Origin of the sequence: Streptomyces sp. BF23-19 (genome assembly GCF_041106355.1) — a bacterium.
GTDB lineage: Bacteria > Actinomycetota > Actinomycetes > Streptomycetales > Streptomycetaceae > Streptomyces > Streptomyces virginiae_A.
In genome coordinates, this window is record NZ_JBGBPT010000095.1 from 9,434 (window position 1) to 35,181 (window position 25,748).

Genomic DNA, 25,748 nt, shown 5'->3' on the forward strand with positions numbered 1-25,748 from the left:
GGGGAGCCCCGGCCCACCCGCCGGTGTGTGGTGAATCCGCGGGTTTCAGGGGAGGTAGGGCCAGTCGTGTCGGGCGGCGACGCGACGGAGGACATGGGCCGCGCGACTGCCGGCGAGAGCCGTCACCGCGAGCCGCTCGCGCGGGGCCACGCCGGCCGGCAGGGGGCGCCAGGCGAGTTGGGGATCGCCCTGGACCGCAAGTCTGGGGCGCAGTGCCACGAGATCGGCGGTCGTCTGGAGCGCGTGGACGAACAGGGCCTGCTGGTCGTGGTCGATGGGGTGCAGCCGGGCGTTCCAGCCGAGACCGGCGAGCTGTACAGGCACCGTTTCGGCGTAACCCGGGGCGCACCCGCGCTCGTACCAGAGCAGTCGCTGGGTGGCGAGGTCAGCCCAGGTCAGCGCGGTGTGCGCGGCCAATGGGTGGTCGGGGCGCATGACGATCCCGAGCGGCTCGTCCCAGACGACGGCCCGCACCAGGTGGGGCGCCGGGCACGGCAGTCGGACGATGCCGAACTCGATCTCGCCGTGCCGCAGCAGTTCGAGCTGGTCCACCGTGCCGACGGAGCGCATCCGCAGGCGCGGCCGCGCCGGGTCCTGACGGATCCGGGCGCAGCCGACCAGACCGTTCTGCACCTGAGCGAGCACCTCGGCCGGCACTCCGCCGCACACGCCGACCGGCCAGGCGCGGGGGGCCGGGGTGGCCGCCGCGATGGCGGTCCGCAACTGGCCCGGGATGCTCTGGATTTCCCGCAGGAATGCCCGACCGCCCGCCGTCAATTCGACACCGCGAGAACTCCTGATGAAAAGCGGCGCCCCTATTCTCCGCTCAAGCCGCCTGATCTGCTGACTGAGGCTCGGCTGGGATATGTGCAGCTCCTGCGCGGCGGCGGAAACGGTGCCTGCTCGCACCACGGTCAGGAAATACCGTAGATGGCGCATGTCGAAATCGTCGATGTCTTCGGCGTGGGTGACGGCCTGAATGAATCCGTCGTGCTCCTGGTCCGAGGGGACCGTTTCGGCGGCCGGCTGTTCCAGCGGGAACGGGGCGATCCCTTCGTCCAGCACGCTCATCGGCTTCACATGCCCTTTCGCAGATTGTTCCGGGGGTGAACTGGCTGTCGTGATGCTGGGGGTCCGCGATGTGTCGCCCCGCGTGGGCATGTCGGTGCCGCCTCGTCCCGCGCCGGCCCGCCTCCTGGCGCTCGCCGCGTCGACGCACCTCGCCGCCCTGCCGGATCGCAGCGGCTGCCCCCCTCTTCCGTCTACGCAAGACCAAAGTTATACCAGCAACCATTTTTGATCCATGATCTATGACGTACGCCACATCGGGCCCGGAGTCGAAGGCGCGGGGGTCAAAAAAATTGACCTTGAGTCCAATGTTGGATCAGACTCTCGACTACTGGACCCCTCATCCATGCCATTCGTGCCGTCAGCGCCCGCAGCGGTTCTGCCTACTTCACCCCGAAGGTGTGCTCTCTCGTGAATGCGTTAAATTCCGATATATCCATCGCTGTCGTCGGCTTGGGGTGCCGGTTCCCCCAGGCCGCCGGGGTCGGCGAGTTCTGGCGGAACCTCATGGCCAACACGGACTCCGTCGTCCCCGTGCCCGGTGACCGCTTCGACGTGGAAGCGGTGCACTCCCCGACGCCGGGGGTGCCCGGGCGGACTGTCTCCCGGCACGGCGGGTTCCTCGACGATCCGTTCGCGTTCGACGCGACCTTTTTCGGCATCTCCCCTGCGGAGGCCACCTCGGTGGACCCCCAGCACCGCCTGCTGCTGCCGGTGGTCTGGGAGGCGCTGGAAGACGCCGGCATCATCCCCTCGTCCCTCGCCGGCAGTCGCTGCGGCGTCTTCATCGGCCAGGCGACCTCGGACTACGCCCGTGAGGACGGCACGGCCGAGCAGTCGCTCCGCGAGGCGACCGGAAGTCATTTGCGGGCCATGGCGGCAGGTCGGATCTCATACGCCCTTGACCTGCGCGGGCCGAGCATCACCCTGGACACGGCCTGCTCCTCCTCGCTGGTCGCGGTCCACGCGGCCCGGCAGAGCCTGCTCGGTGGAGAGATCGACGTGGCCGTCGCCGGCGGCGTGAACGTCATCCTGTCTCCGCGGGACGCCATCGCCTACTCGCAGGCCGCGATGCTCTCCCCGGACGGCCGCTGCAAGTTCGGCGATGCCGACGCGAACGGTTTCGTACGCAGTGAAGGTGTGGGTGTGGTCGTGCTGAAGCGGCTCGACGACGTACGCGCGGGGGACCGCGTCCATGCGCTCCTGCCGGGCAGCGCCGTCACCAATGACGGCCGGGCCAGCGGACTTCTGCTGCAGCCGGCGGTGGCCGGACAGGTCGAGATGCTGGAGGCTGCCTGCCGCAGCGCCGGTCTGAGCCCCGCCGACCTGGACTACGTCGAGGCCCACGGAACGGGAACCTCGGTCGGCGACGGCGTCGAGCTGCGCGCTCTGGCCCAGGCCCTGCGGCAGAGCGGCCCCCGAAGCGGGCGCCGGACCAGGACCGGCTCGGTCAAGAGCAACATCGGGCACACCGAGGCCGCCGCAGGCATCGCGGGTCTGATCAAGTCGATCCTCGTCGTCCGCAACGGCGTGATCCCCGCCTCGCTGCACGTCACCACGCCGACCCCGCTGCTCGCCGAGGACGACTGCCCCGTCGAGCTCGTGACCGGCAACACGCCGCTCGACCCGGCCGGGGAGCGGGCCGTGGTCGGCGTCAGCTCCTTCGGTCTGTCCGGCACCAACGCCCATGTCGTGGTGGCGGAACACGTCCCGCAGGAGCGCGAACCGGAGCACGGGGCGACCCAGCTCCCTCCGGAACGCCCCACCCACCTGCTCGTCCTGAGCGCCCGCTCGTACCGCTCCCTGCGTGAACTGGCCGGCAAGTACGCCGACTTCCTCGGCCCGCGCGGCCCGGGTCGGGACCTCCCCCTGTGGGACCTCTGCGCCTCGGCCGCACTCCGACGCGAACAACACACCTATCGACTCTGGGCGGTTGGCGCCGACCACCAGGAACTCGCCGAGGCCCTAAGCTCCCTGGCCGACGGAGAGGAGGGCGACCGGGCCGGCTTCGGCGAGGCGGGCTTCGGGTCGGCTCGCCGTACGGCCTTCGTCTTTCCCGGACAGGGCTCCCAGTGGCCGGGCATGGGGCGCGCGCTCCTGGAGTCGTCCGGCGCGTTCCGCGAGGCCATGCGCCGATGCGACCAGGCGATCGCGGAGGAGACCGGCTGGTCGGTGATCGACCTGCTCACCTCGACGCACCAGGAGTTCCCGGTGGAGGTGGAGAAGGTCCAGCCCTCGCTGTGGGCGATGGAGGTCGCCCTCGCCGCGCACTGGAAGGACATGGGCGTGGAGCCCGACCTCTGCCTCGGCCACAGCATGGGGGAGGCCGCGGCGGCCTGTGTCTCGGGTGGGCTGACGCTGCGCGAGGCGGCGGCGGTGATCTGCCGGCGCAGCCGGCTGATGCGGCGCCTCGCCGGGCAGGGCGGCATGCTGGCCACCGAACTCTCGGGGGAGCAGGCGCGGCGGGCGGCCGGAGCCACGGCCGGAGCGGTCTGTGTCGCCGTCGAGAACGGACCGAGCTCGACCGTCCTCGCCGGCGAGAGCGCGGCTCTCGACGCCATACGTCAACGCCTCGACAGGGAAGGGGTGTTCAGTCGCCCGGTCCAGGTGAACGTCGCCTCCCACTCGCCCGCCATGGAAGGGATCAGGCCCGAACTCCTCGACGCCCTGGCCGACCTCGTCCCGGCCGTGCCCCGCACCGCCCTGTACTCCACCGTGCGTGCCGCACCGGTCGAGGGGCCGGAGCTCGATGCCGCCTACTGGATGGACAACCTGCGCGAACCGGTCCGCTTCCACGAGACGGTTCGGCAGGTGGCGAAGCAGGGGCCCCACGTCTTCGTCGAGGTGAGCCCCCACCCGGTCCTCGAAACCTCCCTGCGCGAGACCCTTCGGACCCTGGGAGACGAGTCGGCCACGGTCACGTCCACCCGACGTCACCAGGACGAACACCTGCTGCTGGCCCAGGCGCTGGGCCGATACTTCGCCCACGGCGGTCAGGTGCGGTGGGCGCGCTGGTTCCGTGCGCAGACCCCGGCCGTCGAACTGCCCACGTACGCCTGGGACGAGGAGCACCTGCGGCGGGACCCGGCCGGCCGGGAGGCCTCCGTGCCGGGCCGGTACTCCGAGCAGGTCGTCCTGGACCGGCGGGCCGCAGGCGTACGACTCCACGGACTTGCGCCGCTTCCGCCCGCCACCCACCTGCGCATCCTGCACGACGCGGCCGTCTCGGCCGGGCTGGGGAACGTGGGCACGGGCATCGTCGTCGAGGACGCGCGCGTCGGGGAGGTGTTCGTGGACCTCACCGCGCGCCGCGACGAGACGGTCACGCTGCGGGCCGTTCTGGGCGAACCGGTGCGAGGCGGTCACCCCGCCTCCGTGCACGCCCTGCCCGACGAGGCGGGCGGCGAAGCCGAGCTGTGCCTCACGGCCTCCGTACGTACCCTCGCCGAGGACGAACCGCCCCTGGCGCGTGCGGCGATGGACGCCGCGCTGGCCCAGTGCCGCACGTACCGCTCGGAGCGGGAGTTCATCGGCGAATTGGAGGCGCGGGGCTACGAGGTGGACCCCTCGTTCCGCGCGGTGCGACACATCTGGTCCCGCAACGGCGAGGCGATCGCCCAGCTGCGCCGCCCGGACGGCTTCCACCAGGCGAGCTGGGAGATCTGCCTGCACCCGCTCCTGGCGGCGCTGCCGCAGACGGACCCGTACTTCCCGGTCGGCTTCGAGCGGGTCCGGTTCCGCGCCGAACTCCCCGAGAACTTCTGGGTCCACGCCCGGCGCACCCCGGGCACGCAGGCCGGGACCGTGCGGGCCGATGTCGTCGCCGTCGACGACGAGGGTCGCCTTCTCGCCGAATTCCTCGGCGTCCGCCTGCGCCGGGCCGAGCGGCCCCAGCGCCCGTCGGCCGACCCCGTCCGCCTGGTGCTGAGGGCTCCCGAACTCGCCGTCCGCCTGATCGAGGACGGCAGCCGGCTGCCTCGCTGGATCGCGTCCTCCCTGACGGACGCCCTGCGCTCCCTGACCACCGTGCCCCGGCCGCTCCCCGCCGGTCCTCCCCCGGGTGAAGCGGCGGCCCCTTCGGGGCGGGAGGCGCCCCCGCGACCGACGGGCGGGAGCGATGTCCTCGTCCGGAGCGCGGCGCGACTGCTGGGCACGTCGCCCGAGCGGATCGATGCCCGGCGACCGCTCAGTGCGTACGGTCTCGACTCCCTCATGGCCACGCGCCTGAGGGTGCAGCTGCGGAGGGACTACGGACTCGACATGTCGGTCGACCGGCTGCTGGGCGAGGAGAGCGCCGCATTCCTGACCGAGGCACTGCTGGCCCAGATGCGAGAGGATCCGGACGATGCCGCCTGAGGGGAGCGAGAGGGGGTATCAGCCGTCCGGGGCCCCTCTTCGCGCCCTACCCGATCCGTGTACTGGCGACCAATGATAGATCGTGGTACACGTAGTTCAGGTGGGCTCATGTCGTGGAGTTCCGCCGTGCCTTCGCGCGCCGCAATGCGCGGTTACGAGGCCCGTGCATTTAAAAGCAAGCAGGGACAAAATGACCGACTCAGCCACCTCTGCCCAGGCCCTCCCCGGACGGCGCGAGCGCAATAAGCAGAGGGTCAAGAATCACCTGTACGAATCCGCGATCAAATTGATCACGGTGAAGGGGTACGAACACACCTCCGTCGACGAGATCGCCGAAGAGGCCGACGTGGCCCGTGGCACCTTCTTCAACCACTTCCAGCGGAAGGAGGATCTCATCACGACGTGGGGGGAGCGGCGCCGGGTCCGGCTCACGCTCGGCCTCGGCGGCGCGGAGAGTGAGCCGCCGGTGTGCCTCCAGTCCACGCTGGAGCGATGTGTGGACGTCCTGTGCGAGATCAACGAGGAGGAGCGGGACGTCACTCGGGCCATGCTGATGGCCTGGGTGAAGGCCGGTCGTCCGATGCAGGAAGAGCCGTTCGCCGGCGAGATATTCGCACGCGTGATCGAGTCGGCGCGAAAGCGGGGCGAGATTCCCGATGAGACCGACTCTCTGCGTGTCGGGCTGCTGTTCAGGGACGTCTACCTGGGCACGCTCTATCGCTGGTCGCAGGAGAAAGGGGGAGAAATGGACTTGCGTACCGAGTTGAACGCCGTGTGCTCGATCATTCTGCACGGAATCCGATCCGCCCCGAAGGTGCGGCAGCCTGCCCGGTGATGAGCGGATTTCTCGGCGGGTGAAGCGCGCGGGGTGCAAGGCGCCGAGTCGCGGAGCTCTGTCGGATGTCCTGGACCGCTGTCCTGAACCTTGATGGAGACGCCGGCGCCGGCCCCGTGCGGGGCCGGGCGATGGCCGAACGGGCCGGACCCGCCCCGGAAGCGGAATGGGCCGCTGACCGGGGGAGTCCGGCCCGTTCGACGATCTCGGACACGTCGGGCCGCGTTCTCGGGCGCGTCGATCCTGTCCGCTGTGTGCGCGGCGGGCGGTGTTGCCGGGGGCCAGGTCGGGGCGTCCACCCGTACCGGCATACGGCAGTGCACCGCAGGGGGCTGCGGTGCACTGCCGTACGGCGGTCTGCGGTGGAGGGGCTCAGGCGGGCTCGGGGGCCCGGCGGCGGGTGCTGATCACCACGAGGCCGCCGATCACCGCGAGGGCGGTCAGGGCGGCGGCGAAGACGGTCGCCCCAGTGGTCAGGCCCACGGCGTCGCTCAGGTAGCCGGCGGAGACCGGAAGGATGCCGGCGGGAAGGTAACCGCCCACGTTGAGCGCCGCGTTGGCCTCGGCGAGGCGCTGCGGCGGCACGGTGGAGTTGAGCAGCGAGAGCCCGCCCAGCTGACCCATCCCCTGCCCGGCGCCGGCCAGCAGTGCGGAGGCGATGAGGACCGCCACCGACGAGGAGTGCACGGCGACGGCGAGGGCGGCCATGCTGAGGGTGGTGCCGGCCGCCCCGGTGATCAGGATGGTGCGGCGGCGCAACTTCTGGACGGCGAACTGCACGCCGGTGGCCGAGAGGAACATCGCGAAGGCCATGACCCCGGCCACCACCCGGCTGGTGGTGCCGAGCAGGCCCGACAGGAGTGAGGGGCCGAGCGAGAGGACGAACGAGGTGGCGGTGATGCCGGGGGCGAACACCGCGATACCGAGGACGAGTTGGAGGCCGTTGCCCTTCGGTACGCCCGGTATGCGGACCCAGGCGCCCTTCGGGGGTGCGGCGGGTCGACGTACGGGCATGCGCAGCACCGCGAGGATCGCGGTCGTGAGCAGCGCGATCTCGACGAGGAAGACGGTGACGGTGGGCGCCGGCGCCGTCTCGGACAGGATGCCCGCGAGGAGCGGGCCGAGGCCCGCGCCGAAGACCATGGCGCACGAGGCGAGCAGGGCGGCGAGGCGCTTGCGCGCCTGCCCGGCCACATCGGTCACCGCGGCCATGCCGGCGGAGACGACGGCGCCGACGGCGATGCCGGTGAACAGACGGGCCACGATCAGCGCGGCCACCGACGAGGCGGTCGCGAAGATCACGCATGCCGCGACGCCGAGGGCGAGAGCGGGGAGGAGCACGGGCTTGCGGCCGAGCCGGTCGGAGACCACGCCCGAGACGAGCAGGGACCCGAGCAGTCCGACGATGTAGAACGCGAAGATCACGGTCAGGGTGCCCTTGGAGAAACCGATGTCCTTCTGCCACAGCACGTACAGCGGGGTGGCCGCGTTGGACAGGATGAACACCGCGGTGACGGGCCAGGCGGCCAGCCAGACCCACCAGGTGGGAGCCGGGGTGGCGGTGGCCGGGCCCGAGCCCTGTGCCGTCTGCGCCGCTTTGGTGTGCCGCGCTCCGCTCGCCGCGTACGTGGGCACCGTTCGACTTTCCGACATGAGCGTTTCCTCCGTCGAGGTATGTACGAGTTAAGTCGAACTTAGCATGTTGTACGATTCAAGTCGTACATAGGATTCGGGTTATAAGGAGTGGCCTATGTCGGCGTCGACGCGATCAGCGACCACCATCAAGGTGCTGCCGGAGCCTGCCGGGCTCCCGGAGCCCCTTGCCGAACCGGCGGTGGGTGAACTGCGGCTCGAAACGGTGCTGGGGGCGCTGAGCGATCCTCTGCGCCTGGGGATCGTGCGCAAACTCCTCCTGGAGTCCGAGGAGTTCGACCATTCCTGCGGGTGGTTCGGCCTGGACCGCCCCAAGTCCTCCCTCACCCATCACTTCAAGGCGTTGCGCGAGGCGGGCATCACGAGGCAGCGGCAGTACGGTCTGGAGCGGCGCAGCCACGTACGCGTCGACGACCTCGACGCGCGCTTCCCCGGACTCCTCGACCTCGTCGCGGACTGGACGCCGGCCTCGCGGTAGCGGTGCCACGGCAGCCGCCGTCTTCAGGGGCGACCGCACCGTGGCCCGGCACCGCCGACCGGTCACGTGGGCGCCTTGACGCCTGGGGCAGTGGCTTCGTGGAGTCAGGGCTTCTCGGGGTCGAGGTCCGGTAGCGGGCGGGAGCAGGTCGAGCGGGAGACGAAGGCGAGTCCGTCGTAGTCCTCGGCCGGCGTGAGCGGGGCGATGTGGAAGCGGTAGGTCAGGCGCGGCACAGCGGCGCCGAAGCTGCGCTGGGCGGACGGCTCGCGCAGCCACCGGGCGCCTTCCGAGGACGGGTCGGCGGCCCGCAGGTCGACGTAGTAGTTCCCGGGGACCGCGGCAGCGAGCCGGCCCTCCACGCACCGCAGACTCGTGCCGATCCGGTGGCGGACGCCGGGGCCCTGGGTCCGGCCGGCGCTCCGCGCCCGGAAGGAGCCCTTCCCGAACAGCAGGCCCAGCGCGTAGTAGCCGTCGCCGAAGCGGGCGCGCAGGTGACTGCCGAGGGCGGGTACGCCGTTGCCGTACACGCCCTTCGCGATGTGGCCGTTGTGCGCCCACAGCGCCACGGGGCCTTCGGTCCCGCCGTCGCCGCCGCCCGCCACGAGTCGCACGACGGCCTCGGCCATGTAGCGGTCGCGGACGCCGAACACGTTGTCCTGCGGGGACCCCGGATCCAGGGAGCGCGTCACCAGGTCGGCCGCCCGGCACAGGATCCGCGCGTGCTCGACGGCCTCGGCCACCGCCTCCGGTGAGGTGAGCTCGGCGAACTTCGCCCGGTTGCCGTCGAGGAACCCGGCGACGGCCTGTGCCCGGTGCAGCAGGCGCTGCTCCGGGTCCGGGCCGGTGCCGGGCCGGGCCCGGGCGAGGACCTCCAGCTCCGCCATGTCCGTGGCCCGCTCCGGCGCGACCTGCCCCAGGTACGAGCCGACCGCCGCGACCGAATCGGCGGCCAGCTGCGGATCGATGCCCACGAACCGCACCCGCCGATCGGCCGGCACGCCGCGGTTGTGGGCGCGCATCCACTCGACGATGTCGAGCATCTCCTCGGTGCGCCACGTCCAGAAGCCCAGCCGGGTGATGAGCCGGACGGGATCCCCGACGCCGTGGCACACGTACGCGTCCACGGCGCGGGCCGCCGACTCGCCGGCCTCCATGGCCAGCGCGGTGCATCCCATGTCCCGCACCAGGAACTTCAGGACGCGGTGCTTGAGCCGGAAGAACTCCCGGGTGCCGTGGGTGGATTCACCGAGCCCCACGATCCGCACGTCCCGGAGCACCTCGCGCAGCGGTTCGAGGTCCTCGTGCGGAGCGCCCGGGTCCAGGGTGTCCAGGGTCCGCGCGTGCGCCGCCAACCAGCCTTCGATGGCGTTCGACATGGTGATGTCCCCCTTTTCGCGTGCGTGTGTGTGCCTACTCCTGGCCCCGCCACGCGGCGAGGAACGGGCTGGGCTCCCCGTTCCAGGAGACCCGCAGGGTCTCGCGTGCGCGGGTGCAGGCGACGAACAGCAGGCTCAACTCGCCCAGGCGGTCCTCCTGGTGTTGCTGAGCGTCCACTTCCACGGGTGTCAGGGCCGAAGGCAGCGGAACGACGCTGTCGCTCACACCGGCGACCGCGACGCAGCGGAACTCCAGGCCCTTCATCCGGTGCATGGTCCCGATGCTGATGCCGTCGCCCGACCCGTGCGTGCCACCGAGGATCCGGACCGGCAGATCGGCCTGCTCCAGCGCGTGCGCGATCTCCTTGCCCAGCTGCATGTAGCGGACGGCCACCCCGATGTCGCCCGCTTCCACCCCGTCGGCCATCCACGCGGCGATGTGTTTCGTGAGCTCCGCGATCTCCTCGGCCTTGGTGCTCGCCGCCCGCAGTTCGGGGTGCGCGCCGTTCAGCACGGACCGGTAGCCCGCCAGCGACTCGGTCCCGCCGTCCATGTCGTCCGGGTGCTCCCGGTCGAGCAGGGACGTCGACCACTGCAGGATCTCGTGCGTGGTGCGGTAGTTGATCCGCAGCCGATGGGATCTTCCGGTCACGTTCACGCCGAGGCCGCGCAGCGACACCTTGTTCCCGTAGATGCGCTGGTGCGTGTCGCCGGCGATGAACAGGTCGTCCGGACCGGGTGCCACCGACGCCCGCAGCAGCCGCCATTGCGCCGGATGGAGGTCCTGGGCCTCGTCGATCACCACATGGCGGAACGGGCGGTCGGTACGCGGCTCCAGCAGCCGGGTGGCCTCCGCGCACACCTGGAGGAAGGTCCACTCGCCGGCCTGGCGCAGTTCCCGCGTGAACGCCTCGACGGCACGCCAGACCTGGGCCCGCCGCAGCGGGCTCAGCGCGGTGCCCCGGCCGCTGCGGGACGCCTTGAGGTAGGCCTCGGGCGAGCGCAGGTCCTGGGCCAGGACGACCTGCCGCCACTCCTGGTCGAGGAAGACGTCGCTGTAGTCGAGACCGAGCCTGCGGGCGAGGGCGTTCCAGCGGGAGTTGATCTCCTTCTGGCCGGTCAGGATGGACAGCGGGGCGCCCCGGTCCTCGCGGACGAGCTGATTCGCGAGGGCGTCGACGTTGACGACGCGGATCTTCGCGCGCAGCGCCTCGTCGGGGATGAGCAGTTCGAGTCCGTGGCGCAGGTCGGTGGCGAGGTTCCGGGTGTAGGTCGTGAGCAGCACCGATTCGTCGGGCGCGTCGTCCGGAAGCTGCCGCGCCAGGTGGAGCGCGCGGTGCAGGGCCACCACGGTCTTGCCCGTGCCGGGGCCACCGGTCACCCGGGCGGGCCCGTTGTAGGAGGGGTGGTAGGCGATGCGCCGCTGACTGGGGTGCAGGAAGACCCGCCACGCGTCGAACGGCCGGGACAGGACGTCGAGCAACTCCTCGGGGCCGGAGAGCAGGGCGATCCGCCCCTGCGATCGGGCCATCGCGGCGGCGAGTTCGTCCCCGGCGGGCGTCTGCTGGGCCGCGCCGGCGGCGCGTTCGGCCTGAGCGGCGACGGACTCGCGCCAGACGTCCTCCGGGCTCAGCCCCGCGGCCAGGCCGGCGAGCACGTCGTACTGCTGCTCGGGAAGGATCTTGCGGAGCGCGTCGAGGTGAGCCTCGGTGCTGAGGTTCCGTACGAGGGGGAGCAGATCGGGATCGATACCGAGGCGGATCAGCTCCTTGTCGGCGACCTCGGCGAAGAGCCGCGCCTCCGCCACGTGCGCGGCGTACCGCACGTCGGCGGCGGCGCGCTCCAGGGCGATGTCGTCGCGCAGTTCGATGCCGTGGGTCGCCGAGTTCACCGTCGCCCGGTGGCTCAGTGCCCAGGCGATGGCGTCGTCGTGCGCCATGACCTTCAGGAGAAGGAAGCTGTCTCCGGATTCCGGTGCGAGAACGACCCCGCGCATGAACTTGTTGACGCGGAGGGTGCGGATCCGCGGGTCGCGGGGGTTCTCCAGCTTTTCCAGGTGGAGCCCGGCATGGCGATGCTCGCGGAACTTGTCGAAGACCTCGTGGACCCGCTTCTGGACGGTCTTCTCCAGCCGGGCGAACTCCAGGAGGAAGTCCTTGTGGATTCCCAGCGTCGCCATGTGTGCCCCCGGGTCGTACGCGTGCCGACGTTTCGACTGATCACCGTACGGTACGGGGCGACAATGGCTCGTCGGTACCGAGGGTTTGGGGAGAGGACGGGCGTGCACGCTCAGGAGACGACCTTCAGCAAGCTGGTCCAGGGGGAGCAGCAGTTCCAGGTGCCGCTCCACTACCGGCTGCGCGTCGCGTGCGGTGTGGCCGATCGCGATCTATCCGGTCAGCGGCACGGTCGAGGTGGTCTTCCAGTACCTCAAGCGCCGACCGCCCTTCGACGACGAGCCGTTGCGCCGTGCCCTGATGGAGCGCTTCAACGCCGTGGACGGCATCGACCTGGCCGAGGCCAAGCTCGACCTGCGTCCTTCCTTCCCGTTGGAGGTCTTCGCCGCGCACGGTGAGGAGATCCAGGCCGTACTGGAGTGGTTCGTGCACGAGGTGGCGCTCGCGGAGGCCCGTCGTCCGTTCGACGAGGAGAGTGCCCGGGCCGTGTTCTGACCCGGGCCGCGTTCTGACCCGGGCCGTGCGGGGCCCCCGCGCGCCTCACCGATCCGGCCGTACACCTCCGGTGCGGTGGAGCTTTCGGCTTCCGCCGTACGGGAGGTGTACGCGGCCACGGCGGTCGGAAGCTGCTCCCCGTTGAGGAATCGCTCCCACGACGAGCGGCTGTAGTGCGGCCGGTCGGCCGGTCGGCCGAAGCTGAGTTGCGAGGCCTCCTCGATCCTGCGCATCTCCGTGCTCGATCGGGTACGCGCCGACGCCGATCCACCTGTCGCCTTCGTCCGGTCGGACGTCGAAGGGTCCCCCGACTCGCTTATGAGTCATACGGCTTCCACGGGGACGGTGTGGCGCGTGGGACAGGGTGTGCGGCGCCGCCGCACTCGCCGTTCGTGCCAGGGGGCACCTACGTGATCACCGGCGGCTTCGGGGCGATCGGCCTCGCGCTGGCCCGACGTATCGCGGAGGTACCGGACACGTCGATCGTCCTCATCGGCCGGAACCTTCCGGACGGCGGCGGCGCCCCCGACGGTGCCGCCGGGGCGGGACGGCACCGGCCCGCCGAGGAACTCGCTCGGCTGCGCGCCTCCGGCGCCAAGGTCCTCGCCTTCGCCTGCGACGTCGCGGACCGCCCCCTCCTCGCGGAGGTCATCGGCAAGGCGCGCGCGGAAACGGGCCGGATCGACGGTGTTCTGCACCTCGCGGGCGTGGTGGACGACACGCGGCTCCACCTGCTCGCCCCCGAACCGGCCGGACGGGTCCTGGCCCCCAAGACCGGGGGCACCCTGGCCCTGGACGAACTCTGCCCCGACGCGCGGTTCCTGGTCCTCTTCTCCTCGGTCCAGAACCTCAGCGGCGCCTACGGCCACGGGGCGTACATCGCCGCGAACCGTTTTCTGGACTCCTACGCCGCCGCGGCCGACACGGATGCCCGCCAGGTCGTCGCGATCAACTGGACCCTGTGGGGCGAGGTGTTCGGCATGGCGGCCCCGCCCGCGGAGACCGAGGCCGCCCGGGGCGCCGTACGTGGCTGGCTCGCGACCGCCGAGGGCATCGCCGCCCTGGAGCGCATCCTCGTCCACCGCCCGGGTCCCCAGGTCGCCGTCTGCCCCGACGGGTACGAGGCCCAGCTCCACCGGGCCGGGAGCAGGGCGGCCGCGGCCCGCGAACGAGCGGCCCGCACCTGATCCGACCGGCACCCGCCCGCCCTGCTGGCGGGTGCCTCCCCGCCACCGTGGCGTCGACTCACGTCCGGACCCGCCACGGCCGGCGCTACTTCGACGACGCCCCCGGGCCGGTGCGTGGGTGCGGCGCCTTCTCCGCCTCGCGTGCCAGGTACACCGACAGCCCCTCCAGCAGGATGTCCAGCCCCGCCTCGAAGCTCAGCCGACGGCTGTCGGGCGTCCAGGAGCGGGCCCAGACCGCGAGGTAGGGGTAGCGCTCGGCGTCGAAGAGGGCCTCGCGCTGGCTCTCGTCCACCTCCGAGGTGTCCAGGGACTCGCTCTGCTCCTGCAGCACGAAGCCCGTGATGTAGCTCATCACCGTGTCGTTGCCGTACGCCGCCGCGTCCAGCGGGGCGCCGGTACGGCTCAGCGCGCCCATCATCCGGTCGGCGATGGCGAGCCGGTTGGGGCCGGGGGACACCGCCCCGGCCAGCAGCCGCGCACCGTCGCGGTGCGCGAGCAGCGCGTCGCGCAGCCCCGCGGCCAGCCCCCGCGCCTCGTCGCGCCAGCTCGTGCCCGGTGCGCTGGGCAGCTCCGGCAGCCCGTCCAGGATCTTCTCCGTCAGCGCGTCGAGCAGATCCTGCTTGCTGGCGACGTGCCAGTACAGCGCCCCGGGCCGTACGTCGAGCTCCCCGGCGAGCCGTCGCGTGCTGAGGGCGTCCAGGCCGATGTCGTCGAGCAGCTTCAGGGCCATGTCGACCACTTCGGAACGCTGCAAGGGCATGTCAATCCGCCATTTCTCTCGTACGGCCCGTTCTGCTTGTCATCGTGGCACGTCATCGTAGGTGTGCGGGTCGCGGCGAACGGTGTGGGCCGAGGCATCGTGACAGCCCGGTCTCAAGGGCCGCTCGAGGCCGCCGGAGCAGACTCGGCCGGCCGTCCGGCAGTGGGCCGGACCGGCGACCGAGGAGGAGACTGTGCGGATCGACGACGTATACATCGGGGGGATCGGAGCCTTTCTGCCGCCCTTCGTCGAACGGCCGGCGGGAGAGGGCGGGAGCCCGCCCCCCGACGGGCTGACCGGCGCACTGGTCGCCGGCGAGCTTTCCCCGCCGGAGATGGCCGTACGCGCGGCCCGGCAGGCGTTCGAGCGGGCCGGCGCCGATCCGTCCACCCTGGATCTGCTGTTCCACGTGTCCGTGTTCCACCAGGGACCGGACGGCTGGCTGCCGCAGTCCTACCTCCAGCGTGAGCTCGAGCTCGACCCGCACGCCATGGCCGTGGAGCTGCGCCAGGGCTGCAACGGCATGTTCACCGGCCTGGAGCTGGCCATCTCCCACCTGCGCGCGGACGCGGCCCGCGGCAGCGCACTGCTGACCGCCGCCGAGAACTTCAACTCCGCCCTGGTGGACCGCTGGACCGCGCACCCTGGTTCGTACCTGGGTGACTCGGGCAGCGCGGTCCTGCTCACCCGGCGCCCCGGCTTCGCCCGGCTGCGGTCGGTGGCGACGGTCTCGGTACCCGAGCTGGAGCAGCTGCACCGCGGCGACGAGGCACTCTTCCCCCCGGGCGCCACCGTCGGCCGTCCGCTGGACTTCGGCCGGCGCGCCGGACAGTTCCGCGCGACGGCCGCGGCGGCGAACGTACCGGCTCTGCTGGGCAAGGCCCGCGACGAACTGCTCGCCCGGGTCCTCGACGAGTCCGGCACGGAGCTGACCGACGTGACCCGGGTGGTGTCCGTCAACACGGCCCGGGCACACGCCAAGGAGCGCCTCATGGATCCCCTGGGGCTGCCCATGTCCCGTTCGGCCTGGGAGTTCGGCAGCCGGATGGGGCATCTCGGCGCCGGTGACCAGTTCCTGACCCTGGAGCGGATGGTCGTGGCGGGCGCCCTCGGGGCCGGGGACCGGGTGCTGATGATCGGAGTCGGCCCGGGCCTGTCCATCGGGGCTGCCGTGGTGGAGATCGTGCACAGCCCCGACTGGGCGTGAATTCTTGGTCGAAGGGGTGGTCGAAGGGGTGGGTGCCGGAGAGTCCTCTCCGGTACCCACCCCTTTCGCGTGCGGCGACTCGGTCATCCGGTCGTGGCGGGCCCGGTCGCCTTCGGTGCGTAACCCGCCTGCGGTGCGGAACCCGCCTGCGTGTCGAGAAGCCGGGTGTCTCCCAGCTCGCTCGCGATCGCCTCGATGTCGTCGATCTCCCGCAGTTCCATCTCGCGCAGGAAGAAGGACAGGGCGAAGGCGATGAGCATGACCACCGCGGCGCACAGGAACACGGTGTCCATGGAGTCGACGTAGAGCCCGAGTCCCGTGGAACGGGCCGGTTCCGGGAGGGAGACGAGGTGATCGGGCTCGACGCCGCCACCGCTCAGCTGTGGCACGGAGCTGTCGGCGAGCTTCGCGGCGAACCGGCCGGCCAGGACCGCGCCGAAGACGGCCGCACCGAACGACTGGCCCATCGTGCGGAAGAAGGTGGCCGTGGTGGTGGCGGTCCCGAGGTCGGGCGAGGGCACGGAGTTCTGCACGGCCTGGACCAGGACCTGCATCAGCAGCCCCAGCCCGAGGCCGAGCAGGAACAGTCCGGTCGCCGGGAGCCCGTACGGACTGTCGGCCTTCAGGAGGCCCAGTACCGCGAGTCCGGCGGCGGCCAGCAGCGTGCCGGCCATGGGGAAGATCTTGTACCGGCCGTCGCGTGCGGAGATCACGATGCCGGAGCCGATCGAGGTGACCACGATGCCCGCGATCATCGGCATCATCCGCAGGCCGGTGGACGTCGCGCTGTAACCGCGTACGAGCTGGAAGTAGAGGGCGACGTACGTGATCACGCCCATCAGCGCGAAGCCGACGACGAAGAGCATGGGGGTGGCGACGGCGACGGTGCGCTCGCGGAACAGCCGCAGGGGCATCAGCGGTTCGCTCGCCCGGGTCTGCCGCCAGGCGAACAGGACGAGGAGAACGGCGGAGGCGCCGCCGAGGGCCAGGATCACCGGGTCGGACCAGGCGTAGCGGTCCCCGCCCCATGTGGTCATCAGCAGGAAGGCGGAGGTGCCGGCGGCGATCAGGGCGGCTCCCGGGTAGTCGATGCTGTGCTTGCGGCGCTCGACCGGCAGTTCGAGCAGGGTGATCACCATGGCGAGGCCGGCGAGGCCGATGGGCAGGTTGACGTAGAAGAGCCAGCGCCACGAGGTGGCGACGCCGAACAGCGTGTTGTCGCCGGTGAGGAAGCCGCCGATCAGCGGACCGAATACCGTGGCCAGGGCGATGATCAACCCGGCGACCCCCTGGAACTTGGCGCGTTGGCGGGCGGGGACGGCCCGGGCCATGAGGATCAGCGAGACGCTGTAGAGGCCGCCGGCCCCGATGCCCTGGACCGCGCGGAAGGCGATCAGCTGCTCCATCGACGCGGCCGCGCCGCACAGGGCGGAGGCGGCCAGGAAGAGCGCGGTCGCCGTGACGAAGACGCGCTTGGCGCCCCAGACGTCCGCGATCTTGCCGTAGAGGGGCTGCGTGGCGGTGGATCCCAGCATGTACGTGGTGATGAGCCAGGGCATCAGCCGGATGCCGTTCTCCGGGTCGAGCCCCTGGGCGACGGGATACGCGGCGACGGAGACGACCGTCTGGTCGAGGGCTCCCAGGAACGCGGTGAGCAGCACGCCGACCAGGGCCCATACGACCCGGGGTGACGTCTTGGCCGTGTCGGCCATGGGGTTCGGCGCCTCGGCGGCGACCGTCGGGGTGGCCATGCAGATCTCCTTGGTCCAGGACGGCACGCTGCCGCCGGCGCGGAGGGAACGATGACGGATTGAACAGTGACCAATTGGTCGGTGTTCAATTACTACCGGAGGAGAGTGGACCGCGCAAGCGGATACCGGAGGGGATCCCGGCGGATCCTCCGGAGACCGCAGGTCGAGCTGCGCTCGACCTGCGGACGAGCGCCCCCGCCGAAGGTCTCGCCACGCACCCGCCGAGGCGAAGGAGAGTTGAATGACCCCGCTGACCGTGGCCCCGCCGGGGACCGCCCCCTGGCCCCCGGAGGCGGCCGACGCCTACCGGAGCGCCGGCCTCTGGCAGGGACAGCTCCTGGGCGACCTCCCCTGGCAGTGGGCCGACCGCGACCCGGACCGCACGGCCCTGGTCGACGAGCACGGCCCGATCTCCTACGCCGAACTGGCCCTGCGCACCGACGCGCTGGCCGACGGACTCGCTGCGCACGGCCTGCTGCGCGGCGACACGGTCCTGGTCCAGCTGCCCAACCGCTGGGAGCTCGTGGTCGCCGTACTGGCCTGCGCGCGGATCGGCGTCGCCCCGGTGCTGGCCCTGCCCGCGCACCGGGAACACGAGCTGTCCGAGCTGGCGCGGACCGCCCGGGCCGCCGCCCTGATCGTGCCGGGCGTCTGGCGCGAGTACGACCACGAGGCGCTCGCCCACCGGCTCGTGGACCGGATCCTGTGGCTGCGCCGGGTGTTCGTGGCCGGCGAACCACGCCACCCGGACAGCGTGCCGCTGAGGGACCTCGCGAGGCCGGGCCCGGCGCCCGCCGAACGGCGCCGCCGGCTGGACGGATCGGCCCCCGATCCGGCGGACGTGGCCCTGTTCCTGCTCTCCGGGGGAACCACCGGCACCCCCAAGCTCATAGGCCGCACCCATGACGACTACCTGTGCAACGCCCGCCTCAGCGCCGAGGCGTGCGGGTTCGGCCCGGACACCGTGTACCTGGCCGTGCTCCCCGTAGGGCACAACTTCCCCCTCGCCTGCCCCGGCGTCCTGGGCACGCTGCACGCGGGCGGGCGCGTGGTACTCGCCCGGTCGGCGGAGCCCCGCGCCGCGTTCCGGTGGATACGCGAGCAGGGCGTCACCGTCACGGCAGCGGTTCCGGCCGTCGCCCAGCGGTGGATGGCGGCGATCGAGCGGGGCGAGGCGGACCGCGCCGACCTGGCCACGCTGCGCACCGTTCAGGTCGGCGGCGCGCCGCTCGGTCCGGAACTGGCCCGGCGGATCGGCCCCGGCCTCGACTGCCGCCTCCAGCAGGTCTTCGGCATGGCGGAGGGACTGCTCTGCTACACCCGGGACGACGACCCCGACGAGCTGGTCGTGACCACCCAGGGGCGGCCGCTCAGTGCCTGGGACGAGGTGCGGGTGGTCGGGGCGGACGGCGCGGCGGTGCCGGACGGCAGGGCCGGTGAGCTGTGGGTGCGCGGTCCGTACACGATCCGCGGCTACCACCGTGCACCCGAGCACAACCGGCGGGCCTTCACGCCGGAGGGCTGGTACCGCACGGGCGACGTCGTCTCCCGGCTCCCCTCGGGACACCTGGTGGTCCAGGGCCGTATCAAGGATCTGATCAACCGCGGCGGGGAGAAGGTCAACGCCAAGGAGGTGGAGAACCTGGTGGACAGCCTGCCGCAGGTCCACCAGGCGGCGGTGATCGGCGTACCGGACCCGGAACTCGGGGAGCGGGTGTGCCTGTGCGTGAGCCTGAACCCGGGCGCGGCGCTCACCCTGGGCGAGATCCGCACCCTGTTCCGCGACCGCCGGGTGGCCCGCTACAAGACGCCCGAACGGCTGGAGCTCTTCCCGGCACTGCCCCTGACCCCCGTGGGCAAGACCGACAAGAAGGCGCTGCGGGAGCAGGTGGCCGTACGGGACGTGCAGTCGGCTTCCAGCGGGACTTGAGGCGGTGCGTGCACGCTCGGGCCGATTCCGGCATCCGGTCGAAGGAGGGGCGCGGTGGCGCAGAAGGACCCGTGGGACGGGCCGGGGCCACGCCCCTCGGACCGGCCGGTGGTCGTGGTGCTCGGCGCCACCGGATTCGTGGGACGGCATCTCCACGCGGCGTTCTCCGCCGCCGGAGCGCGGGTGCTCCAGGTGTCCCGCCGCGCCCCCGCCCCGAGCGCTCCCGGCCCCGGAGGCCCGGGCGACCCCGGACCCACCGATGCCGCGTTCCTCGCCCTCGACCTCCTCGCGGCGCCGCAGGCCGAGCTCACCCGGCTCTTCGCCGGAGCGGACGCCGTGGTCAACGCCGTGGGGGCGGTCTGGGGCGTGACCGAGGCACGCATGGGCGAGCTGAACGCCGAACTGCCCCGGCACATCCTCCGGGCCCTGCGGCCCCTGGCCCGTCGGCCCAGACTCGTACACCTCGGATCCGTCCACGAGTACGGGCCTGTCCCGCCGGGGGAGTGGATCACGGAGGACGTGCCGACGGAGCCGGTCAGTCCGTACGGACGGACGAAGCTGCTCGGCACCCAGGCCGTCCTGGAGGCCGCCAGGGCGGGCGAGGCGGACGCGGTGGTGCTGCGCGTGGCGAACGTCTCCGGGCCCGGTGCCCCACCGGAAAGCCTGCTCGGCGGCGTCGCCCACCACTTGGCGCGGGCCGCCCGCACCGCCGGCGCCCCTCCCGCGCTGCGGCTGGCTCCGCTCCGGGCCCGTCGCGACTTCGTCGACGTGCGTGACGTGGCGGACGCCGTGGTCGCCGCCGCCGGTGCGCCCGGCGTCTGCGGCCAGGTGATCAACATCGGGAGCGGGCAGGCCGTCGGCGTGCGGGAGCTGGTGGACCGGCTCGTCGAACTCAGCGGCCTCGCCGTTGCGGTGGCCGAGGAGGGCCCCCGTACGGGGGGCCGCGGCGATCTCACGTGGCAGCGGGCCGACGTGACCCGGGCCCGGGAGCTGCTCGGCTAGGAGAACGTCATGTTCGTCCACCACCCCCAGCACGCGCGGGTACGCGAGCTCGTGGCGTCCGGCGCCATCGGTGAGCTCCGCACGCTCGATGCGGAGTTCTCCATTCCGGTATTGCCGGAGCAGGACATCAGACTCCGCCCCGAGCTGGGCGGCGGAGCCCTGTGGGACGTCGGCGTGTACCCCGTACGGGCCGCGCTCCACCTGCTCGACGGGGACCCGCCGGCGCGGCCCTCGTACGGGCACCCGGGGACCAGGTCGCCACCGGCGGCGCGGCCCTGCTGCGCACCGGCTCAGGGGTGCTCGCCCGCCTCTCCTTCGGCATGCGGCACGCCTACCGCAACGCCTACGCGCTCTGCGGCAGCGAAGGGAGGATCACCGTGGACCGGGTCTTCACCCCACCCGCGGACCACCGGCCGGTCATCCGGCTGGAACGCGGCGGGAATCACGAGGAATTCGTCCTCGATCCGGCGGACCAGGCGGTCGCCACCCTGCGGGCCTTCGCCCACGCCGTCCGCACGGGCCACCACATCGACACGGACGGCCCACTGCGCCAGGCGCTGCTCCTCGACGCCATCCGCCGCCAGGCCTCCTGACGAAGGCCCTGTCCCCGATCAGCGGGGGACAGGGCCTTCGTCGTGCTCCGCAGGGCTCGGCTCAGGCGTGGTCGCCCGCTCCCACCGGCTGCCGCCGGTCCTCGGGCGCGGTGAGCACGGGCTGCTCCTCGGCCGGCTCCACCGCCACGTGCGGCAGCCACCGGTCCAGCCAGGCCGGCAGCCACCAGTTGGCCCGGCCCAGTACGTGCATCAGCGCCGGTACCAGCACGGTACGCAGGACGAAGGCGTCCATCGCGACCGCACCCGCGAGCCCGATCCCGAACATCGCCATCTGCCGCTCACCCGTGAGCACGAACGCGCTGAAGACGCAGATCATGATGACGGCAGCGGAGTTGATGACCCGGCTGGTCTCGGCGAGGCCGACCCGCACGGCGCGGGCGTTGTCCCCGGACTGCACCCACTCCTCGTGCATGCGGCTGACCAGGAACACCTGGTAGTCCATCGAGAGTCCGAAGAGCAGCGAAAGCATGATCATGGGCAGGAACGCCTCGATGGGTCCGGCGCGGCCCGCGGCGACGGCTTCACCGCCCCAGCCCCACTGGAACAGTGCCACCAGCAGGCCGAACGACGCCGCCGCGGCGACGAGGTTCATCACGGCGGCCGTCAGCGGTACGACGATGGACCGGAAGGCGAGCAGCAGCAGGACGAACCCGAGGGCCACGATCACCCCGATGAACAGCGGCAGCCGGTGCCCGAGTACGGTCGCGAAGTCCTTGAACAGGGCGGTCTGGCCACCGACGTAGGCGCGCAGGGTCGTACCGCGCTCGGCGGGCGGAATCACGTCGGCGCGCAGCCGGTCGATGAGCCGGTCGGTCTCCTCGGCCTGCGGGGAGGTGGTCGGTACGACGCGGACGACGCCGACCGTCGCGTCGGGCTTCGCGGGCAGGGCCGCGACCTCGGCGACGCCCGGTACCTCCCTGAGGCGGCCGACCAGGGAGTCCAAGGCCTCGTGGTCCCCGGCAGCGGGGAGACCCGTTCGCGCCTCATCGACGCTCTCGCGGTGCTGCGCCGCAAGGACACGCGGCTGCCGCGCCGCAAGCACGGGAACCAGCCCCAGTGAGCGCGGCGGACACGGACCCCTTCCTGCGGGTCCTGAGCGGATCCCCGACCCCGGCGGAGCTGGCGGCGGTCGTCACGGCGCTCCTCGCTGTCACGCGTACACCCGAACCTCCGGCCCCGGCCGACCGGACGCCCGGCGCCGTATGGTCCCTCCCCGAAGGCGCCGCCCGCCCGGAGGTCTCCTGGACCTCGTGACGCGGCGCGGGGGCCCGGCCGCGGCCGGGCCCCCGCCGTCGGCGTGGTGTCACTTCGACACCGTCCTCTTCTGTCGTGGCACACGCGCTGACCTGCGATTTCGAGAACGATGGCACATGTGGCGCCAGATTGGCTCGCCATGGCGCCATTCGTGTGTCATGCTGTGGGGCATGGACCTCACGCCCTATGTCGCCAGCCTTCGCAACGAGCTCGCGGTAGCCGCCGAAGCCGGTGGCGAAGATGCGCGCGCCCTCGCCGAGCGCATCACCGCGCCGCTGGAGTCGGCCACCAGACTCATCCTGCTGAGCGCCCTGTCGGACGCCATGGGTGAGGTCACCCGCGAGCTCGCCCCAGGGTCGGTCGACGTGCGGCTGCGCGGGCTCGAGCCCGAGTTCGTCGTCACCGCGCCGCCGAAGGAGGAGCCCTTCGCGGCGCAGGGCTTCGAGGAGATGCACGCCCCGTCCGCCGTTCCGCCCGTACCGGAAGGGGAGGACAGCGGCACCGCACGGATCAACCTCCGACTCCCCGGCCATCTCAAGACGCGTGCGGAGCAGGCGGCCGCGCGAGAGGGGCTCTCGCTCAACGCTTGGATCGTCAGGGCCGTTTCGGGCGCCCTGGAACCCGGCGGCGGACGCCAGGGCGAGGGGGCGGCGTCCCGGCGGAGCAGTGGCGGCAAGAGCTTCACGGGCTGGGTGAGCTAGGCCGGGCAGTACGGGGCCACGGCCCGCCCCGTAACACCGCGTCGGCGGGCGAGAGGCCGATCACTCTCGCGACATCTTCACGGCCCCGCAGCGGGGGCGACCACCAGACTCACGAGGACGGGACAGCCATGCCTTCTTACGAGACCGAGGGACCCATCACCGCGACCATCCACGTCGAGGTCGGAGTCGCCCGGATCAGTGCCACGGACCGCACCGACACGGTGGTCGAGATCCACCCGCGCACCGCCGGCAACAAGGACGACATCCGCGCCGCCGAGGAGACCCACGTCGCGTTCGACGACGGCACGCTGACGATCCGCACCCCGAGGGCGCGCGGGCTGTTCAGCGCTCGCGGGGCGGTCACGGTCGATGTCGCGCTGCCCCAGGGCTCGCGGCTGCACGGGACGCTGGAGCTGGGCGACATCAGCTGCAAGGGGACGCTGGGCCAGTGCGAGGTGCGCACCAGCGCCGGCCACATCCGGCTCGACCAGGCCGGCCCGGTGCGGTTGAAGACTCAACACGGTGACGTGCAGGTGGACACGGCGGCGGGCGATGTCGACATCACCACCGGATCGGGCGAGATCCGGGTCCGCACGGTCGGCGGCAAGGCCGACATCAAGAACTCCAACGGCAACACGTGGCTGGACGACGTGGCGGGCGATCTGCGACTGAAGGTCGCCAACGGAAACATCACGGTCGGCCGCGCGCAAGGGTCTGTGTCCTCGAAGAGCTCGAACGGCAACGTACGCATCGAGGACGTGGCGCGCGGCACGGTGGAGCTCCAGACCAAGGCGGGCACCATCGAAGTCGGGATTCGCCAGGGAACTGCCGCCTGGCTCGACATCAACTCCCAGGCCGGAACGGTCCACAGCACCCTCGGCTCCGCCGAAGGCCCCGCGACGGGCGCGGAGACCGTCAAGGTGCACGCGAGGACCAGCCTCGGTGACATCACCATCCAGCGTGCGCACGGAGCTTGACGCCAGAGCTCTGCCTCGCGACAGCTACGAAACGGAGGGGGGCACGATGAGTGCCACGACCGAACAGATGGCCCCGCCCACGGGGATCAGCGCAGTCGGCCTGCGCAAATCGTACGGCGAGAAGGTCGTACTCGACGGGATCGACCTTCATGTACCGGCGGGCACGATCTTCGCGCTGCTCGGTCCGAACGGCGCCGGAAAGACCACCACGGTCCAGATCCTCTCCACGCTCATCGCCGCCGACGGCGGCGAGGCGACTGTGGTGGGGCACTCGCTGGAGCGGAGCGCGGATGCCATTCGTGCCCGGATCGGTGTCACCGGCCAGTTCGCCGCGGTGGACGGGCTGCTGACCGCCGAGGAGAACATGCTGCTCATGGCGGACCTGCACCACCTGGACCGGGCGGAGGGCAGGCGCCGCACCGCCGAGTTACTGGGGCAGTTCGAACTCACCGACGTGGCCTCCAAGATGGCCTCCACCTTCTCCGGTGGCATGCGCCGCAAGCTGGACCTGGCGATGACCCTCGTCGGCAACCCGAGCCTGATCTTCCTCGACGAGCCGACCACCGGCCTCGACCCGCGCAGCCGCCGCACCATGTGGCACCTGATCCAGCAGCTCACCTCCCAAGGCGTGACCATCTTCCTCACCACGCAGTACCTGGAGGAGGCCGACCAGCTCGCGGACCGGATCGCCGTCCTCGACAAGGGGCAGATCGTCGCCGAGGGCACCGCGGACGAGCTCAAGCGCCGTATCCCCGGCGGGCACATCCGCCTCCAGTTCTCCGACCTGTCCGGACTGGATGCCGCCGCCCGCAGGCTGGCCCTCGCTCCCGCCGCCCGCGACGAGGAGAAGCTCGCCCTGCAGATCCCGAGTGACGGGAGCATCCCCGCGCTGCGTGCCGTGCTCGACCTGCTGGAGAGCGCCGGTGTGGAGGCGGACGCACTGACCGTGCACACTCCCGACCTGGACGACGTCTTCCTCGCCCTCACCGGTGACGGGTCCCGCCACCACGCCGCCACCGTTCCCGGCCCGGCCGACACGACGCGGGAGGCCCGCCGATGAGCACCACGTACGCGATGCGCGACTCGATGACGATGCTGCGCCGCAACCTCAAGCACGCTCAGCGCTACCCCTCGATGACGATCTCGATCGTCGCGATGCCGATCCTGATGCTCCTGCTGTTCGTGTACGTCTTCGGCGGCGCGCTCGGCGCCGGCATCGAACTGCCGGGCGGCGGTTCGGGCGACCGCGGCGACTACACCAACTTCGTGGCCCCCGGCATCTTCCTGATGGCCGCCACCGCCGGCGCGGTCTCGACCGCCGTGTCGGTCTGCACGGACATGACCGAAGGCATCATCAACCGCTTCCGGACCATGTCGATATCGCGGTCCTCCGTGCTGACCGGGCACGTCGTGGGCAATGTCATCCAGACCATGATCAGCCTGGTCCTGGTCATCGGTGTCGCCCTCCTGGTGGGCTTCCGGCCCAGCGCCACCGTCGTCGAGTGGCTCGCGGTCCTCGGCATCCTGGCCCTGCTCGCCTTCGGCCTCAGCTGGCTGTCCGCGGCGATCGGTCTCGGCTCCAGCAGCGTGGAGGCGGCGAGCAACGCACCCATGCCGCTGACCTTCCTGCCCTTCCTCGGCAGCGCGATCGTCCCGCCGGAGTCCATGCCGGTCGGACTGCGCTGGTTCGCCGAGTACCAGCCCTTCACTCCGATGACCGACACCCTCCGCGGCTTGCTCATGGGCACGGAGATCGGCAACAGCGCCTGGCTCGCGCTCGGTTGGGGCATCGCCCTCAGTGCCCTCGGCTACCTGTGGGCCCGGTCGGCCTTCAACCGCGAGGCGAAGATCTAGTGCTGTGACCGGAAAGGTCCACCGGGTCACGGCGCCCGGTACGGCACCTCGCCGCGTTGTCGGACCACGGAAG

The 25,748-nt window shown here is 71.7% G+C and carries 19 protein-coding genes and 2 pseudogenes; 14 read left to right on the top strand and 7 right to left on the bottom strand.

Features of this window, described 5'->3' with window-relative positions; translation table 11 throughout:
- Positions 1 to 45: 45 nt before the first annotated feature.
- Positions 46 to 1,071: a LysR family transcriptional regulator gene (locus AB8A24_RS36545; protein ID WP_328961259.1), complete on the bottom strand. Its 1,026-nt coding sequence runs from the start codon at positions 1,069 to 1,071 to the stop codon at positions 46 to 48.
- A 408-nt stretch (positions 1,072 to 1,479) separates the two neighbouring features.
- Between AB8A24_RS36545 and AB8A24_RS36550 the strand changes: the two genes are divergently transcribed.
- Together AB8A24_RS36550 and AB8A24_RS36555 are read left to right on the top strand one after the other, a co-directional pair.
- Positions 1,480 to 5,424, top strand: a complete 3,945-nt coding sequence (locus AB8A24_RS36550) for a type I polyketide synthase (protein WP_369478653.1) — start codon at positions 1,480 to 1,482, stop codon at positions 5,422 to 5,424.
- 190 nt (positions 5,425 to 5,614) lie between these two features.
- On the top strand, positions 5,615 to 6,259 hold the full coding sequence (locus AB8A24_RS36555; RefSeq protein ID WP_328961257.1) for a TetR/AcrR family transcriptional regulator: 645 nt from the start codon (positions 5,615 to 5,617) through the stop codon (positions 6,257 to 6,259).
- A 372-nt stretch (positions 6,260 to 6,631) separates the two neighbouring features.
- Here AB8A24_RS36555 and AB8A24_RS36560 read toward each other — a convergent pair whose 3' ends face one another.
- Positions 6,632 to 7,912: an MFS transporter gene (locus tag AB8A24_RS36560; RefSeq protein ID WP_328961256.1), complete on the bottom strand. Its 1,281-nt coding sequence runs from the start codon at positions 7,910 to 7,912 to the stop codon at positions 6,632 to 6,634.
- Between the two features lie 97 nt (positions 7,913 to 8,009).
- Between AB8A24_RS36560 and AB8A24_RS36565 the strand changes: the two genes are divergently transcribed.
- Entirely contained in the window at positions 8,010 to 8,390 is a 381-nt protein-coding gene (locus AB8A24_RS36565; RefSeq protein WP_328961255.1) for an ArsR family transcriptional regulator, read from the top strand.
- 104 nt (positions 8,391 to 8,494) lie between these two features.
- Here AB8A24_RS36565 and AB8A24_RS36570 read toward each other — a convergent pair whose 3' ends face one another.
- The gene (locus tag AB8A24_RS36570) at positions 8,495 to 9,766 is read right to left on the bottom strand and encodes an erythromycin esterase family protein (protein WP_369478654.1); all 1,272 of its coding nucleotides are present in this window, start codon (positions 9,764 to 9,766) and stop codon (positions 8,495 to 8,497) included.
- Between the two features lie 34 nt (positions 9,767 to 9,800).
- Positions 9,801 to 11,945, bottom strand: a complete 2,145-nt coding sequence (locus AB8A24_RS36575; protein WP_328961253.1) for a UvrD-helicase domain-containing protein — start codon at positions 11,943 to 11,945, stop codon at positions 9,801 to 9,803.
- Between the two features lie 184 nt (positions 11,946 to 12,129).
- Here AB8A24_RS36575 and AB8A24_RS36580 point away from each other — a divergent pair.
- Positions 12,130 to 12,438 (top strand): annotated as a pseudogene (locus tag AB8A24_RS36580) (hypothetical protein); the annotation flags it as partial.
- Positions 12,439 to 12,830: 392 nt separating this feature from the next.
- Positions 12,831 to 13,625 carry an SDR family NAD(P)-dependent oxidoreductase gene (locus AB8A24_RS36585; protein WP_369478655.1) on the top strand — a complete coding sequence of 265 codons (795 nt, stop codon included), beginning with the start codon at positions 12,831 to 12,833 and terminating at the stop codon, positions 13,623 to 13,625.
- Positions 13,626 to 13,710: 85 nt separating this feature from the next.
- On the opposite strand, the gene AB8A24_RS36590 is transcribed toward AB8A24_RS36585, so the two are convergent.
- A complete protein-coding gene (locus AB8A24_RS36590) occupies positions 13,711 to 14,385 on the bottom strand; it encodes a TetR/AcrR family transcriptional regulator C-terminal domain-containing protein (protein ID WP_328961251.1) in 675 nt (224 codons plus the stop codon).
- Between the two features lie 193 nt (positions 14,386 to 14,578).
- Here AB8A24_RS36590 and AB8A24_RS36595 point away from each other — a divergent pair, with 193 nt between their 5' ends.
- Positions 14,579 to 15,592, top strand: coding sequence for a ketoacyl-ACP synthase III family protein (locus tag AB8A24_RS36595; protein WP_369478656.1), 1,014 nt, complete (start codon positions 14,579 to 14,581; stop codon positions 15,590 to 15,592).
- Between the two features lie 83 nt (positions 15,593 to 15,675).
- On the opposite strand, the gene AB8A24_RS36600 is transcribed toward AB8A24_RS36595, so the two are convergent.
- A complete protein-coding gene (locus tag AB8A24_RS36600; protein ID WP_369478657.1) occupies positions 15,676 to 17,343 on the bottom strand; it encodes an MFS transporter in 1,668 nt (555 codons plus the stop codon).
- Positions 17,344 to 17,584: 241 nt separating this feature from the next.
- On the opposite strand from AB8A24_RS36600, the gene AB8A24_RS36605 reads away from it, so the two are divergent.
- From AB8A24_RS36605 to AB8A24_RS36615, 3 genes are all read left to right on the top strand, one after another.
- A complete protein-coding gene (locus AB8A24_RS36605) occupies positions 17,585 to 19,273 on the top strand; it encodes a (2,3-dihydroxybenzoyl)adenylate synthase (RefSeq protein ID WP_369478658.1) in 1,689 nt (562 codons plus the stop codon).
- Positions 19,274 to 19,327: 54 nt separating this feature from the next.
- A complete protein-coding gene (locus AB8A24_RS36610) occupies positions 19,328 to 20,275 on the top strand; it encodes an NAD-dependent epimerase/dehydratase family protein (RefSeq protein WP_369478659.1) in 948 nt (315 codons plus the stop codon).
- Between the two features lie 161 nt (positions 20,276 to 20,436).
- Positions 20,437 to 20,868, top strand: a complete 432-nt coding sequence (locus AB8A24_RS36615; protein ID WP_328961246.1) for a hypothetical protein — start codon at positions 20,437 to 20,439, stop codon at positions 20,866 to 20,868.
- Between the two features lie 61 nt (positions 20,869 to 20,929).
- On the opposite strand, the pseudogene AB8A24_RS36620 reads toward AB8A24_RS36615, so the two are convergent.
- Positions 20,930 to 21,811, bottom strand: a pseudogene (locus tag AB8A24_RS36620) (MMPL family transporter); the annotation flags it as partial.
- 134 nt (positions 21,812 to 21,945) lie between these two features.
- On the opposite strand from AB8A24_RS36620, the gene AB8A24_RS36625 reads away from it, so the two are divergent.
- The 5 genes from AB8A24_RS36625 (at position 21,946) to AB8A24_RS36645 (ending at position 25,675) form a co-directional block, all read left to right on the top strand.
- Entirely contained in the window at positions 21,946 to 22,143 is a 198-nt protein-coding gene (locus tag AB8A24_RS36625; RefSeq protein ID WP_328961245.1) for an acyl-CoA carboxylase subunit epsilon, read from the top strand.
- A gap of 170 nt (positions 22,144 to 22,313) precedes the next feature.
- Complete coding sequence (locus AB8A24_RS36630; RefSeq protein ID WP_328961244.1) at positions 22,314 to 22,844, top strand: YlcI/YnfO family protein; 531 nt, start codon at positions 22,314 to 22,316, stop codon at positions 22,842 to 22,844.
- Positions 22,845 to 22,972: 128 nt separating this feature from the next.
- Positions 22,973 to 23,821: a DUF4097 domain-containing protein gene (locus AB8A24_RS36635; protein ID WP_369478660.1), complete on the top strand. Its 849-nt coding sequence runs from the start codon at positions 22,973 to 22,975 to the stop codon at positions 23,819 to 23,821.
- A gap of 46 nt (positions 23,822 to 23,867) precedes the next feature.
- A complete protein-coding gene (locus AB8A24_RS36640) occupies positions 23,868 to 24,881 on the top strand; it encodes an ATP-binding cassette domain-containing protein (protein WP_369478661.1) in 1,014 nt (337 codons plus the stop codon).
- Positions 24,878 to 25,675, top strand: a complete 798-nt coding sequence (locus tag AB8A24_RS36645; protein WP_328961241.1) for an ABC transporter permease — start codon at positions 24,878 to 24,880, stop codon at positions 25,673 to 25,675. The genes AB8A24_RS36640 and AB8A24_RS36645 overlap by 4 nt, the downstream gene beginning before the upstream one ends.
- The last annotated feature ends 73 nt before the right edge of the window (positions 25,676 to 25,748 follow it).